Origin of the sequence: Paenibacillus wynnii (assembly GCF_000757885.1) — a bacterium.
GTDB classification, from domain to species: domain Bacteria; phylum Bacillota; class Bacilli; order Paenibacillales; family Paenibacillaceae; genus Paenibacillus_AQ; species Paenibacillus_AQ wynnii.
Window position 1 is genome coordinate 2,558,931 of the sequence record NZ_JQCR01000003.1, and the last position, 13,347, is coordinate 2,572,277.

The 13,347-nt window shown below is 36.2% G+C and carries 18 protein-coding genes and 1 pseudogene; 2 read left to right on the plus strand and 17 right to left on the minus strand.

The window, feature by feature from the left end; genetic code table 11:
* Window positions 1–115 precede the first annotated feature (115 nt).
* Window positions 116–1,069 (plus strand): serine hydrolase domain-containing protein, encoded by a 954-nt coding sequence (locus tag PWYN_RS27225; protein WP_036658521.1) that lies wholly within the window; start codon window positions 116–118, stop codon window positions 1,067–1,069.
* Here PWYN_RS27225 and PWYN_RS27230 read toward each other — a convergent pair.
* The 3 genes and pseudogenes from PWYN_RS27230 to PWYN_RS30765 all read right to left on the minus strand — a co-directional run bounded on the left by PWYN_RS27230 (window position 1,050) and on the right by PWYN_RS30765 (window position 2,440).
* Complete coding sequence (locus PWYN_RS27230) at window positions 1,050–1,529, minus strand: ABC transporter permease (RefSeq protein ID WP_338049248.1); 480 nt, start codon at window positions 1,527–1,529, stop codon at window positions 1,050–1,052. The two genes, PWYN_RS27225 and PWYN_RS27230, sit on opposite strands and share 20 nt — an antisense overlap.
* A gap of 178 nt (window positions 1,530–1,707) precedes the next feature.
* Complete coding sequence (locus PWYN_RS30220; RefSeq protein ID WP_169744155.1) at window positions 1,708–2,052, minus strand: hypothetical protein; 345 nt, start codon at window positions 2,050–2,052, stop codon at window positions 1,708–1,710.
* A 35-nt stretch (window positions 2,053–2,087) separates the two neighbouring features.
* Window positions 2,088–2,440 (minus strand): annotated as a pseudogene (locus PWYN_RS30765) (spore germination protein).
* Between the two features lie 618 nt (window positions 2,441–3,058).
* Between PWYN_RS30765 and PWYN_RS27250 the strand changes: the two are divergent.
* Entirely contained in the window at window positions 3,059–3,244 is a 186-nt protein-coding gene (locus PWYN_RS27250; protein WP_036658530.1) for a hypothetical protein, read from the plus strand.
* Between the two features lie 407 nt (window positions 3,245–3,651).
* Here PWYN_RS27250 and PWYN_RS27255 read toward each other — a convergent pair whose 3' ends face one another.
* The 14 genes from PWYN_RS27255 to PWYN_RS27310 form a co-directional block, all read right to left on the minus strand.
* A complete protein-coding gene (locus PWYN_RS27255; protein WP_036658534.1) occupies window positions 3,652–4,029 on the minus strand; it encodes a hypothetical protein in 378 nt (125 codons plus the stop codon).
* A gap of 736 nt (window positions 4,030–4,765) precedes the next feature.
* The gene (locus PWYN_RS27260) at window positions 4,766–5,176 is read right to left on the minus strand and encodes a YxiJ family protein (RefSeq protein WP_036658538.1); all 411 of its coding nucleotides are present in this window, start codon (window positions 5,174–5,176) and stop codon (window positions 4,766–4,768) included.
* 188 nt (window positions 5,177–5,364) lie between these two features.
* The gene (locus tag PWYN_RS27265; RefSeq protein WP_036658543.1) at window positions 5,365–6,132 is read right to left on the minus strand and encodes a methyltransferase domain-containing protein; all 768 of its coding nucleotides are present in this window, start codon (window positions 6,130–6,132) and stop codon (window positions 5,365–5,367) included.
* Between the two features lie 91 nt (window positions 6,133–6,223).
* Window positions 6,224–6,685, minus strand: coding sequence for a hypothetical protein (locus tag PWYN_RS28405; protein ID WP_052088450.1), 462 nt, complete (start codon window positions 6,683–6,685; stop codon window positions 6,224–6,226).
* Window positions 6,686–6,754: 69 nt separating this feature from the next.
* Window positions 6,755–6,985 carry a hypothetical protein gene (locus PWYN_RS28410; RefSeq protein ID WP_052088452.1) on the minus strand — a complete coding sequence of 77 codons (231 nt, stop codon included), beginning with the start codon at window positions 6,983–6,985 and terminating at the stop codon, window positions 6,755–6,757.
* A gap of 192 nt (window positions 6,986–7,177) precedes the next feature.
* The gene (locus PWYN_RS27275) at window positions 7,178–7,603 is read right to left on the minus strand and encodes an NUDIX hydrolase (RefSeq protein WP_205622798.1); all 426 of its coding nucleotides are present in this window, start codon (window positions 7,601–7,603) and stop codon (window positions 7,178–7,180) included.
* A gap of 96 nt (window positions 7,604–7,699) precedes the next feature.
* Window positions 7,700–8,221, minus strand: a complete 522-nt coding sequence (locus tag PWYN_RS27280; RefSeq protein WP_052088454.1) for a cysteine peptidase family C39 domain-containing protein — start codon at window positions 8,219–8,221, stop codon at window positions 7,700–7,702.
* Between the two features lie 261 nt (window positions 8,222–8,482).
* Window positions 8,483–8,917 (minus strand): GNAT family N-acetyltransferase, encoded by a 435-nt coding sequence (locus tag PWYN_RS27285; protein ID WP_084146965.1) that lies wholly within the window; start codon window positions 8,915–8,917, stop codon window positions 8,483–8,485.
* A 222-nt stretch (window positions 8,918–9,139) separates the two neighbouring features.
* Entirely contained in the window at window positions 9,140–9,733 is a 594-nt protein-coding gene (locus PWYN_RS27290; RefSeq protein WP_240479843.1) for a creatininase family protein, read from the minus strand.
* Window positions 9,702–9,890: a creatininase family protein gene (locus PWYN_RS30225; RefSeq protein ID WP_240479844.1), complete on the minus strand. Its 189-nt coding sequence runs from the start codon at window positions 9,888–9,890 to the stop codon at window positions 9,702–9,704. Before PWYN_RS30225 ends, PWYN_RS27290 begins: the two co-directional genes overlap by 32 nt.
* Before the next feature lie 726 nt (window positions 9,891–10,616).
* Window positions 10,617–11,069, minus strand: a complete 453-nt coding sequence (locus PWYN_RS27295; protein WP_240479845.1) for a hypothetical protein — start codon at window positions 11,067–11,069, stop codon at window positions 10,617–10,619.
* An 81-nt stretch (window positions 11,070–11,150) separates the two neighbouring features.
* Window positions 11,151–11,816 (minus strand): DUF3885 domain-containing protein, encoded by a 666-nt coding sequence (locus PWYN_RS27300; protein WP_036658549.1) that lies wholly within the window; start codon window positions 11,814–11,816, stop codon window positions 11,151–11,153.
* A 68-nt stretch (window positions 11,817–11,884) separates the two neighbouring features.
* Window positions 11,885–12,424, minus strand: a complete 540-nt coding sequence (locus PWYN_RS27305) for a GNAT family N-acetyltransferase (protein WP_036658553.1) — start codon at window positions 12,422–12,424, stop codon at window positions 11,885–11,887.
* Window positions 12,425–12,514: 90 nt separating this feature from the next.
* A complete protein-coding gene (locus PWYN_RS27310; protein ID WP_036658556.1) occupies window positions 12,515–13,309 on the minus strand; it encodes an aminoglycoside phosphotransferase family protein in 795 nt (264 codons plus the stop codon).
* Window positions 13,310–13,347: the final 38 nt, after the last annotated feature.

A 13,347-nucleotide genomic window follows, 5' to 3' on the forward strand; every position in this document is an offset into this window, starting at 1 on the left:
ACTCAAAGTTGTGAAGAACTTATTTGGATGCTGTGAAGAAGTTATAAAGATACGGAATCGAATAACCTATTCCCAATACGTTTATAATGTAATTAAAACCTAAGGAGGGGTCGGCATACACACTTTGAACTTGCAACCGCTCAGCCAGAGTCTTATAGAGCTAAATGTACGCAGCTGCCTGATCGTCCATAAGGGTAACACTGTTTTTGAGTATTATCGTAAACCCCAGTTGGCGCATCAACTCTACAAAATAAACTCCTGCACGAAAAGTATGCTATCTGCTTTAGTCAGCATAGCCATGGATCAGCAGATTGTTCCACACCCGGATACACCTATTATTGAATTTTTCCCTCAGCTCAGCGAGGATAACGAGTTCAGAAAACGTGATATCACTCTTGCTCACCTGTTAACTTTGACAGCCGGCTTCCAATGGAGTGAGTTCGGCGGACTTAATTCTTTCCCTACAATGACAAAAAGTGTAGACTGGGTTCAGTTTGTACTTTCGCAGCCACTTTCTGATCCTCCGGGAACGAAAATGGTGTACAATTCCGGATGCTCCCAGTTGCTGGCTGCGATTTTGAGACAAGCCTCGGGTCAAACTGTAGCTAAATTTGCCGAGCAGCAGCTGTTCCAGTACCTTGGGATTACTGCCTATCGGTGGGAGATGGACCCGCAAGGGACTCATACCGGGGGCTTTGGATTGCATTTGAAACCAAAGGATATGGCGAAACTAGGCCTTTTATATCTACAGCAAGGGAATTGGGAGGGCCGTCAACTCATTCTTCCTGCTACCGTACAGCACTCTACAACTCCTCACCTAGAGGCGGATAAACCTTATAAAGGGTTCTACGGCTGGCATTGGTGGGTATCTTCCTTTTCTAATGATGCTAAACCGTCCGTTGAGGTTCCTTTTCACATGGCACTTGGTTTTGGCGGGCAATATATCGTAGTGGTACCGTCCTATGATTTGGTGGTGGTCATTACTTCCGATAACAAAAAAAGGAACACATCCAAAGATGTATTCCGTCAATATATCGTCCCTCTGCTGGTTAATACCGCCATTGCATGAACTTATAATCCAAATAGTCCACAAGCATAAACAGCATAAACCCTACTAGACTGAACAGCATAATCCCAGCATACATTTCTGCGTAATCCAACCTTAACCAAGCATCCATAATAAAAAAGCCCATGCCGTGCTCCGTTCCATAAATCTCCGTGAAAAAGAGTACGGATATCGCGGTCCCGAGTGATATTCGGATCGTACTAAGAATCACGGACAATGCACCCGGCATCGTCACATGCCAAAATTTCTGAGCAGCGCTGGCTCCGATACTGGTTAAGACATCGTAAGTATTCTCGGGAATTGCTTTCACTCCGTCTCTTACAGAAATGATCACTTGAAAGAGAAGAATCAGCATAATCATCAGTATTTTGGAGAATTCACCAAGACCGAAGAACAGCATTACAACGGGCAATAACGCAATTTTGGGAACGGGATAGGTTAAATAAACAACAGGATCCAGCAGCTAATTCCAAGCCTGGGAGCGGCCCATGAGCAAACCGATAAACATCCCTAGAAGTAAGGCCAGTACCACACCTGCAAAAATCCTAACCAGACTATAACCAACATTAAGCGCAATCTCCTGTGCTCCCAGATGTACCATAGCGTTGTATACAGGGCCAAGTGAGGAAGCTGCCGTTTCTTTACCATTTCTCCTGCATTACCCTTCTGATTCGCTTAGTCTGCTCAAAAAATTCATTGCTGTCCCGCTTGTCCTGATGGTTCATCTTAAATACGGTGTGATTATCAATCATTTCCAGAGCGTCTTTCTGGTTTGACGGCATAACTATAATTTTCTGCCCTAAAGAAATCGCTTCATCTACATCGTGGGTCACAAACAATGTTGTAGCCGGGTGAGCCAGCCAGTTATCCAAAAAGATCTTCTGTAAAACCTCTCGTGTCATTGCATCCAATGCTGAAAAGGGCTTGTATTCATAATGAAAGGTAGTCACGGAAACATACAATGCCGTAAAGGCGATAGCTACCAACAGTGCTGAGAATCTTAAGATCCGTAGGGCAGTCCCTAAGGTCTATCGCTGATAATAATCATCCGGGGATGAGAAAAATTCAAAAAATCCGGCCGCTCTGTGGTCAGGAATTGCGGAAAAATGTTAATGGGATTATCCTCAATTAATTGAGCCACCATTCCTCCATCACTTACCCAATCATTTTCAATTCCTTTGATCCGCTGCGTAATATCATCCACAACTCCATGTTAGCTGTACCTTCGATATAAAGGATAAAGACATTGCTTTTTGAAATTTCTCCGACAAGACACTTAACTACTTTTAAATGCGAGCTTTTGATTCTTCGACGAATTAGAGAAATATTGGTCTCAGCAGATTCCACAAAGGCATCATGGGGACCTATTATCACCGATTCGGTTTCAGAGACCGTCAATTAGAAAGACCTGACTCCTATAAAACGCTGCAGCCTTGCCGTCTAAAATTCCGATAACCGCTTCTTTGGAGTGGAAGACATCAACAAATTGAGATTGTTTCAATAATTGTTCAACCTCTTGTTGCCGAATATTAGCGAAGGGTTCAAGGATCAGGCTGCTAAAAGCCTTGTTGTCCACCAAGTTGGTGAAATATAAAATATCTATATGTAGTTCTGGAAAGGTCCGAAGCAACATGTCTGAACAGTTATCAAATTGTTGATGGATATGCTGGAGGGTTAGGGTTTCATCCGGTGTCTCTTTCCTAAAAGGTGACCCCTCTTTCGCATTTAGTACATGTTACCCAAGAATTACTTGGATATTTATGATCCTTAACCCAAACAAATACCCCTTCCGACTTAGATTCTGATGTCTCCTACAAGGAGACAATTTTCTTCTCTGTAAACACAGAACCCTTTTGTAACGCATTTTATTCTAATTAATTTGTGTTTTTCTCGTGGACACCCCTTTTAAAAAACCATATTCATGTTATAATGTAAGCGTAACCAAAATAGTCGAAACCCTAATGATTGCACCACCCGAGGAGGATGGAGAATATGCTGGCAGGACTTAAGGATCTTAAAAATTGGGTAACGGGAATTTGGCAGCCTTGGATGGCTTCCGGAGATGAAGACTACCATAACATTGAATATTCCGTAGAGCGTCATCTACACACTCCGCAATCCCGAAATCAACTTACCTACGAGGAAGAGGCCCGTATCAAGATTGTTAAATATCATTAACCTCTGATTCCATTTACATAAGGCCGCAACACCTGGATTATTTTCCGGTGAATGCGGCTTTTATTTTTGTTTTTAAACGCTAATTGTGTCTAAAATGCTGATAGGACTCCTGAACCTGTGATAAATAACGTTTAGAGGGAAAATTTCCCTGTAAATCATAAATAAAGCCTTATTATCAAAATTTAAAGGGAAAAACTCCCTCTAAATGTAACAATGTTATATCATATTGGGGATTTTTGAGGCTAAAAGCTGAATTTAGAGGGAGATATTCCCACTGATTAACATAATACTTTGTTGAAACCTTGAATTAGTAGGAAAAATTCCTTCTAAGAGCAGAAAAAAAATGATAAAAAGCGAAAAGGAACGAAAGGTAACTTGGAAACTGTAGGAGCGATAGCCAACCGCCCTCACTGCTCTTTCATCTCTCCATATTTACTGTAGTTAGCAAACCAACCATCCTCAGTAAATAATTCTCTATGAAGACCATCACTCGCTTGTATAATATCGATTCCTTGTACTTTAATTTCAATATCATTATCAAAATCAGCTTGTTCTTGCAGTTTAAATAAGAAATCATGAATCCCTGTATCCATACTTCTAATTAATATTCTTCTTACTAACCCGATTTGGTTCTCATTCAATTCTCCTAGTTCAGACTGCAATCTCTGAAGTCCTGGTGCTTTCCAATTCCCCCTCACTAATGCTTCAAAAAAATCAATTGTGTTATCTCTTAAGTCAGTCATAATTACTTGACCAAATTTATCAATGGCTTGTCTCTCCGTCATTATTCTCCCTGCCTTTATCATTTTGAAAAACTATTTAGGGCTATTCCAATATCGGTTTGCAAGTATTATCATATCTTCAAATGTTAATTCCTGATTTAAATGGTCATATATCGTTAGATGATCAGAATTAATAAATAAGTATCCTCCTACTATCCCTGGTTTATCACATAAACATGTTATTTTTATATATTCCCCTTCTGGCTCTGATTCGCTTATCTCTAACTCTAGGTCTGTTATCTCTGATGTATCATCTACTCTTACCACGGTATTCCAAGGTACAAAATAACAACTATAGCAATTTGAAAATTGATATGTAAAATATTTTGTCTACCATCTGAGCTAAATATAGTATATGAACTTTTATTATTAGCTTGTCTGCTGTTTTATCTATTAATGATATTGTTCCATCATGGAGGATTCCCATTGCAATTGACCTTTCAGATAGGTTCATGATTTACTCCTTCTCTATTCAAGTGGAAATCCATGACCATATCATATTGACATTATATTCTTCAGCATTTTATTAATTTCTTTACTTGAGTAGAAGTGCCATTCCTATTTTCTTTCCAGTTCATAAGATTTGTAGTCATTTATTTGATATCCCTCTAACTTCATTTTGAGAATAGAAATATTGTTCAATAACTAGTTTATCCTCTTGTTTAGTTGTAAGAGAATCGAGTTTACTGCATCCCATTAAAAATAAGATACATTATTGCGAATAAATAAATATGTCTTTTCATGAACTGTAGGGCTCCTTATGACTTTTCCTATGTCTAATTAATTCAATAAGCTTTAGTCTAAGTTTTTCTATAACGTTCCATTCCTTATTCAATTCCTTATAACTTGAGAAATCATATGCTTCTAAAAATCTATACTTTGGAAACCATTCGAAAAACGATTTATTCAGCCATTCCTCCGTCTTATAACGCTCTAATGGATCTTCAATTTTCTTTATAATTCCACCAGATGAAAGCCCATAAATAAACATCATATAAGTACTAAAATCAGCATTTATTATCTCATTGGGTACATTCTCCTTAAAGTCCATTGCAAAATCCGACTGAAGTTGCCTGAAATCTTCGTAAGGAAATGGGCTACTCGTTTCTAAAGAATAGATCTGTTTAATCTCTTCTATTAAATCTTTCAAAATCTCACCTCAATTTGGATTTAATTTTAGAAGGAATTATATCTTTGCTTTTACTTTGTATTTGAAAATCGCTTTTAACAAATTGGTTAGGTGCAAAATTTGATTCTGTTGTTGTATTAACTTGTTACTCCTGAACTATTAAAAAGATTAAATAAAAAAAGAAATAGTGATTATGTTATCTGATCAAATCATTTTTTTGCTAAATACAAATCGATAGTATCATAAACATATAATGTATCCCCAAAACGCAGAATCGCTTCTTTAATCTCATTTTCTAATAATATTCTCGTAGTTGATGGCATTGTTCTATGGTCTGAATATGTATTTAATAAGGCAATATAGTCGGACGAAGAAAAGGTTCTTGTTAAATGATATATTTTGAACACAATCTCTCTAAATCCATAGGCCTGAATTATTTTCTTTCTATAATTATATGTTTCAATATCATGCTCGATAATTTGGGTACTGGAAGGTCTGTATTTTTGATATATACTTTGAATATTCAGATGTAACTCATCATTTTCTCGGGATACAAATGGACGGTTCCAGAATAATGCAAGTGTTCCATTGCTTTTTAATAATTTCGAGACTTTAGGATAACCAATTTCTTCTGAAATCCAATGAAATGCGGTAGCTGAATATATTAAATCAATCCTGTCATCTGGACATTCGAATTTTTCAAATGCAGTGTTGCATACTGTGAAATTATCATAGTCTAAAAACTTCAATTTTGAATAATCTGCAAGGTCTCTTCCTAATTCAATTGCCGTTAATTCACAGCCTGTTTCCAAAAAAGGTCTTGTTGCCTGGCCTGTTCCAATACCAATTTCAATAACCTTCTTGCCTGTCTCAATCTGAGAATACGCTATAATATCTTTGAATAGTTCATCACAATATGTCGGTCTCCATTTTTCGTAGTTCTTCACATCCTCATTAAATGTTGATCGTTTATCCAAAATGATCCTCTTCCTTCCGAAAATTCATTATCTTGAAAAGCCTCTACAGATCAAGTCTCTACCAGGGGTCGCCGTGGCAGCATCGGTTCTCCTAACTAATCTCTTGAAATCCATTACGACTCCATAACCACAATGGAGTATGAAGATCAATTAGTGTAAATTCAGTACCAAATAAAATATCCTTCCAACTTTGATTTACTATATTCTGAATATTATTATTCTGTATTTGATTCTGCTCAATTAATCCCAGTCGGAGAGTTGCTTGTATTACATGTGTGTCCGGAGCTATCGATAAGCAATCTGTTCCAGCAAGTTTTGCATCCGTATAGTTGTTTATAACATACAGCCAGTAATTGCATATTTTAGGTCCACAAAGGTATGGAAACTCCTTTTTGTAGATCTTTTGTATATACTCTAAAATTTGAGGTATATTCCAGTTGCAATCAATAAATAAATTACGAATATCCCCATCAAGTCGCCTAGTTATCGTTTCGCATAATCTGAACCAAGTAGCGATATGCTTATTGGGTTGTAGAGCAACTTTATGTTTCATTAATAATTCTCTTAATTTACTTTCTTCCAAGGTGATAACAGTCTTTGGCTCAAATATGATCCTTGTCTCTTAGTCTACATAAGCACTTAAAGCAGATGACCAAAGAGAGTATGAATTCCGTTGGTAATTCAGTGCCATTGGCAAAGTAAAATACAAGTAGTTCAAAGCCGAATCCTTCGGCAAACCGGGATTAGCATCCTCAGGCATTACTTCTCCACCAAGTAGTCCGCTTACATACATCTTCCTGAGTAGCCTGATTTTAAATAATAACTCTTCCTTTGTGAAAATACCCTTCTGCATTCTTTCACTTCTTTCAGGTAATTTGGGTTTCGACCATTCCAGATAACGTTTGGTGTTCCCGAGACGTTCAAGCAGAATGTATCGCCTGATTAATCTCCTTGAAAATCTTTCTTAGCGATCAAGGGCGAATAACGAAGTAGGAATTCGTTGTTAAGCGATGTCGTCGTCAATGAATAATCAGTATGTGTGTATTTACTTAATTTCACTTAATCTTCTTATTAAATCTTCAAAAACAGGTACATTCGTCTTTGAGAGATTTTTAGGAAGTTCGTATATACCAAAGTACTTTAATTCCTTTGTTTCATCTCCATCTATTAATATATCTCCTTTAAATGCTCTACTTACATAAACAACATTCACAAAATAAAATTCATTTCCATCAGGATATGTATGATGCTGACTCTCTCCAGAATACACATTAAATAGCTTCATTTCTTTAATAATGAGTCCTGTCTCTTCGTAAACCTCTCGCTTTGCAGTATCTTCCACTGTCTCTCCTAGATCCATTCCACCACCAGGTATACACCAGTTGTTATCATCCCCTCTTCTTTGCAGCAACACTCTGTTCAAACCATCAAGCATAATTACACCAGCAACACATCTGATCTTTATGCTCATCCTAGATACCATCCTTCTATTGTTTTTTTCGTATTACTATATAAGTGTTTTTACAAAAGGGTACCCATGTTTTCCATAATGCCTTAAAATCACTAATTAATATTTTTCGGTTATAGTATGTTTCTTTGCAGTTAATTGTGTGTTCCAAAGAGTCTGCCAATTAAAGTATTCTTTATCATAACGAACCACTGGTACAAAGTGTAAATATCTTTTGTCAGGAAAAACCCTTATAAACACAATAACCGGTATACCCTGATTTACTTGTTTCTTTAACGTATTAACGTTCCCATAGTAAAAAGAAACATCATACCTAAGCTTCTTAAAATATATGATAATGCCCTTAGGACTAACCGTTCCATCAGATAACTTTCTGGGGTAATTTTTATAGAGTTCGTTACCATCTGACTCTAACCCAAGATGTCTCAAAACGTATGCACTTGAAAATGCAGCGCATTCATAATTTCGTTGAATATCTATCTTATTTAAAGATTGAATAGAATATGAATTTGGAAATACGTTTGTATCAATCAAGTTTTTTCTTGGAAAGATAAAATAATATGAAACTAAGACAGCTATAAATACACCTGTGACTAATATCGAAATAAGAATTATCCCCATTGTCCCCCCACTAATCAAGCACTAGAAAAAGTAAATATAAAAAAGTGTTTTGCAATCTTTTTATATCTTCAATAAATTTACTCCGGAACCCTATAGGATCAGCTACTATATTAGCGTGAATATTATCGTCTAATTAATTCAGTTATAATTGTAATCACAGGTCCATTCTTGTTTTCCTTTAATAAATATAAAGAGAGATGAACATAAGAACTCCTTCAACATTCCATTTCATGTCTTTATTATTTTGAATATATACCCTATTTATAGATATTTTTTAAATCCATTACTTACTGACCCACTATATCCTTCCCTTTCGAAGAATTGGTGAGCTTTTAGACGTTGCGAGTTACTTAAAAGCATTATTCTGTGACAATCAATAGATTTGCAGTATGCCTCGACATGTTGCATTAGTTTTTGTCCAATATTCTTACTCCGGTGATTCTCATGAACAATAATATTCTCAATAACTCCATAGGGTCTCAGACCATGCAACGCCTGAAGACATATGTTTAGTGTTACTGATCCTAAGATTTCCCCTTCTTCATCGTATACTAGCGAAAAATTCATAGGGTCTACTCTAATTTTTTCTATTTGCTCTTCTAGAACATTCATCTTTTTGCTATTTGGAACCAACATTCTATAGAGCTTAAATAACTGTTCTATGTCTTTTCCTTCTGCTTCTCGAATCAACATCATTTGACTCCTTTACGTTATTTACGTTATTTAGGCAGATTTCCTGTAACGTTGTTGTATCTGTGGAGCCATGAGACTTAAACCCCGTTTGTCTGGGCGGTACAGACTTAGTCTCGTAGGTTTGTCCGCGCAGCCTTCCCGATAAAAAGAGATGATGTCAGGACAGTAAGGATTGCTTGCTCCATACGATTTTATCTGAAGTTATTGATTTCTTCGAATTCTTGCTTATCTCTCAATCTTCTTTAAATATGCTTCAATTAATATTTCTTTCAGTCCTTCACATTTGGTTTTTATAAAGGTCTCCCAAAAAATCTTTCCCTTGCGGGATAATTCTTCTTCTGTAAACTTACCAATAGTAAATTGACCCCAGCACCCATCAGAGGTCAATTTATCCCACCCTAAGAAATCTGAATATAAAATATTCTTTTCCGGAATTTCAGATCCCATTGATTGTAATTTCACTTTATCAGGGCATAACCACATTGCTGTACATACGGACAGTAGTCCTCCATGTAATTCATTTATTCCTTCTAGTCCTGCTGATTTAACCGCAATATCCCAAGCAGTTCGATTATGATGTGGATGAATCAATATAATATCAGGATACTTAAAGTTCATGTGTTTAATAAAAGCGCTCTCCCAGTAGGCTCCACCGTGACCATTACAGATTACAAATTTAACGAATCCTTGCCTTGTTAAATTCACGATTATTTCTTCTAGCATTGTGGTTAATATATTTGGACTTACAGTAACTGTTCCTTTAAAATTCGCATGTTCTTCGGAGGTATTAAAAGGAAATGTAGGTAACACATATTGCATTTAAAACTTTCCCATAAGCTTCTGCATATTGTTCTGCTATTAAAGTATCTAAATGCATAGGTAGAAATGGCCCAAATTGTTCTGTCGCACCTACTGAGATAATAGCAGTGTCTATTGGGTTATCAGAGAGATCAGTTGTTGTGTTTGTGTAATTCATCTTTTCTTACCCTCACTTTTATGTTAGTACCAGCAAATTGATGTTGAATTGAATTAATCTTTACTTATTGAATAGTCTTTCATTATTCCTTTCTCATTGAAGTGTATAATCAACCACTCGGAATCTATTCTAATAAAGCCTCTTTCTGGACCTAAAAAGTATACTAAGTAGTTTTCACTTTTTCTAATATAATCTGTATCAGTTGGATCGCCTAAGAGTTCAACAACTTCGTTCTTAGACGTACCTTTTATTTTTTTTGGTTATTGAATCAAGCATATAAAACCTTTCATCACTAATACCGTCGAAATTTATCCATCGTTCTTTAGAAAAAGAGGATTTCGACTTAATTTCAATTGTTGTTGTTAGAAAGAATGCAAATATTGTGATTCCCACAAGTTGCATTGAGATCAGAATTCCTCTATAGAACTTTTGCTTTATTCTTCTCCAAACAAGAACGTGTACAAGCGTAATGAACGCTAAGGGAACAAAAAGAACAATAATATTGGAAACAGAGAACCCCGAATACGATTCATAGAAAAAGAAGTACATTATGAAATAAAACATAACAAAGACTGATACGTGGATTATGGATGCGATTGCAAGAAATATACTAGATGGTATTGACTTATTTATTCTCTACACATCCCTTGTAAGTATTTCAGCTATCGTTCTCATGTTCACGACGCTGGTCTAGCCGAATTTCATTGCCTTCTATAGTTACTATCACTATCTTTCGCTTACTAGCCAAGTCTTCGCTTCTTCCGGGTCGGAGAAAAATGAAACCGGGTAGCTAATATCAAGCTTCTTTATTTCCCGCTTGAGTCTCCACTTACTTACACCAGAAAGTCCAACAAAGGATACTTTTTTAATGTAATCATTTATGTTAACTAGGTTGTTTACGAGATTTTCAAGCACTTCTCCTGTAATAGACGTTTCATACAAATCAATCCATATTTTTAGCTTTTTATTGTTTTGATAGATGAACTCTTCTTCCAATCTCATTACTTCAAAAAGCCTCTCGTAATCCTTAAATTTACTCCCATACTTCAAACAATGAATTTCTCCACCTTTATAGAAGTATGGGAAAAGTGAGCCTCCCGGCGACTTCATACAGGTCACGCCTTTGTTATTCTTTAAGTATTCTTGTGCGATGATTTCTGATAACGTTCCCGTGTTCACAACGTTACACCTTCCTAAGAACCTTTGGGTCCGGCCATGAAACGGTTGGTGGTGATTGTCCGCCGATGCGTAAACACATTGTTATATGCTGTGGCTGCCTTCAGTGAAATTACTACCTAATATTTGATCAATCCTTGCTCTATCATAATTTAATATCCATTCTTTATAATCTCTATATATATTTATTAATGCAGTTTTTGAGTTAGAGACGACATCGCATCCCCTATCATCGTATACATGAAATATTGTTCCTGTAGTAACATTAACAAAAAAAACATCATGATAAATTTTTGGTTTGATCGCCACATCATTATTACAAATTGCTTTAATCATGCTCACATACTTAATGTCCCTTCCAAAACATTTTAAGATAAACCGATGTGTCTCAAAATCGTCTATTTCATATACATCCGCAAATACATATGGAATTACTTTATGCTTTAAGCCTTTTAATGCCTGTTTATTTGTAATATATCTGCGATAAACTTTAGGTTTTCGTCTTATTGGATTAGGCTTATCAGCAAAATGAGCATTCGTTACAACAAATATTTCATCGCTACCTTTATGCAGATATTTATAGATACTAATTGCCCTGTCATAAACTTGCTTCATATATTGTTGCTTATCTATACTGAACATAGGTGGGTTCCCAAGCTCGAAACGAATCCCAATTTCCCAACTATGAAAGAGAGGCGGACATAGCATTAAGTCTGGAAAATGCTTATTCATATAATCATCAAGGGTCATCTTACACCTCTTTTCATCGTCCTTGCAGCCATCTCATTAAACGTTCTTGTATCTTCTTCGAAATCCATTTAAAAATTATCAATTATTTTAAATCTGTTATACCAAAATATTGCCTTTTCATGTGCCGTTGGGAATTTCGAATACAATATGCTGTCAACCGCACCAATAATGAAGTTGTTCTTTGCATAAAAACGGCAGGCAAATAGATTAACATCCTGCGTCTCAAGCATTAGACCCATTAAACTATTTTGTTTTGCCCACTCCACAGCCTTATTTATTAAAGCAGTCCCTATCCCTTTATTTCTACTCCCTTTAGCAACTGAAATTTCTTCTACTAAAGCAAACCCGTTCCAATTTTCACGAAGTCTTATCTGGCCGGTGCATTGATCTTCTTCGTAATATAAGTAAACAGCTTTATTCTTATCATCAATATAACTGTTATCAATGCTTTCCATTTCATATTGTTTAATATAGTGTTCCTCAAATATCTCTTCTAAATATGACCATATTCCATCTTCATACCTGGGAACAATTCTTCCGATAACAGTAAAACCGTCATAAGGCTTGTTATAATCATTTATATTTGATTGAGTCATTTTTTTTATCATTTGAACAACTTCCTTTATATAACTAATATATGATGTTGGCATAGTTGGGATTTCAAAGAAGGTTAACGATCTTCAAAATGAGGTCATTAATTACATCCAGTCATCGAAATGTTCTCCAAGAAACTCAATTTCTTTCTCATAATGAGCAAGATGACCTTCCTCAACTAATTTTATAAATGCAGGATCTCCGGATGCGGCACGTTCAGATAATGTAGTGCACATGAATTTAATACGGGAAATTACCCACTCCTTAAGGTCAGTTGGAACATCCGTTCCGTAGGAATCAAAGAATATTTCTATACGCCTTTTCCTCGCTAATGCATGCTTCTTTCTATTATAACTTTCAACTTCGTGGTCATTTTGACTTGGTTCAAACTCTGCAAGTGGAACAGATGTATATAAAGTGTAAACAATGTCCCATATACGTGGACCTGGCCCTGACATGTCAAAATCGATGATCCCCACAGGAAGTTTATCTTTAAACACAACGTTATACAAAGCAGCATCATTATGGCAAACAACTTCATGTAAAGATCTCACTGGATATTCATTTTTAGACTTCGTAGTTGGAATAAACCCAACAGTTGCGTCATGATATCTTCTTAAGAGCTTGGCAAGTTCGTATAAAACCTCATCCGACCACATGTATTTCTCAATTTCAGGGTAGTTATTCCCCGGAACTACTCCTTCAATGTAAGATAGAATCTCTCTATTCTTCTCATCTAATCCCAGATATCTAGGAGAATAGGGATAGCCGACCATTTCAAGGTGTATTAGCGATTCATACACATAAGGATTGGAATTAGCCTCCCGACGAACTGTGTTCCCTACTTTCACGACCTTATTTATATTCCCACCAGTAAGAACTTCCTCCGTTTCTGACAAATCTATTCCTCCTTTTGATTTTACCTACACTGAGGACC

What these genes read in the sequence shown, in the direction of transcription:
- PWYN_RS27250 (WP_036658530.1), top strand. Translation starts at nt 3,059, where the DNA reads ATGCTGGCAGGACTTAAGGATCTTAAAAATTGGGTAACGGGAATTTGG.
- PWYN_RS27255 (WP_036658534.1), bottom strand. Translation starts at nt 4,029, where the DNA reads ATGACGGAGAGACAAGCCATTGATAAATTTGGTCAAGTAATTATGACT.
- PWYN_RS28405 (WP_052088450.1), bottom strand. Translation starts at nt 6,685, where the DNA reads ATGAAACATAAAGTTGCTCTACAACCCAATAAGCATATCGCTACTTGG.
- PWYN_RS28410 (WP_052088452.1), bottom strand. Translation starts at nt 6,985, where the DNA reads ATGCAGAAGGGTATTTTCACAAAGGAAGAGTTATTATTTAAAATCAGG.
- PWYN_RS27275 (WP_205622798.1), bottom strand. Translation starts at nt 7,603, where the DNA reads ATGAGCATAAAGATCAGATGTGTTGCTGGTGTAATTATGCTTGATGGT.
- PWYN_RS27280 (WP_052088454.1), bottom strand. Translation starts at nt 8,221, where the DNA reads ATGGGGATAATTCTTATTTCGATATTAGTCACAGGTGTATTTATAGCT.
- PWYN_RS27285 (WP_084146965.1), bottom strand. Translation starts at nt 8,917, where the DNA reads ATGATGTTGATTCGAGAAGCAGAAGGAAAAGACATAGAACAGTTATTT.
- PWYN_RS27290 (WP_240479843.1), bottom strand. Translation starts at nt 9,733, where the DNA reads ATGCAATATGTGTTACCTACATTTCCTTTTAATACCTCCGAAGAACAT.
- PWYN_RS30225 (WP_240479844.1), bottom strand. Translation starts at nt 9,890, where the DNA reads ATGAATTACACAAACACAACAACTGATCTCTCTGATAACCCAATAGAC.
- PWYN_RS27300 (WP_036658549.1), bottom strand. Translation starts at nt 11,816, where the DNA reads ATGACCCTTGATGATTATATGAATAAGCATTTTCCAGACTTAATGCTA.
- PWYN_RS27305 (WP_036658553.1), bottom strand. Translation starts at nt 12,424, where the DNA reads ATGATAAAAAAAATGACTCAATCAAATATAAATGATTATAACAAGCCT.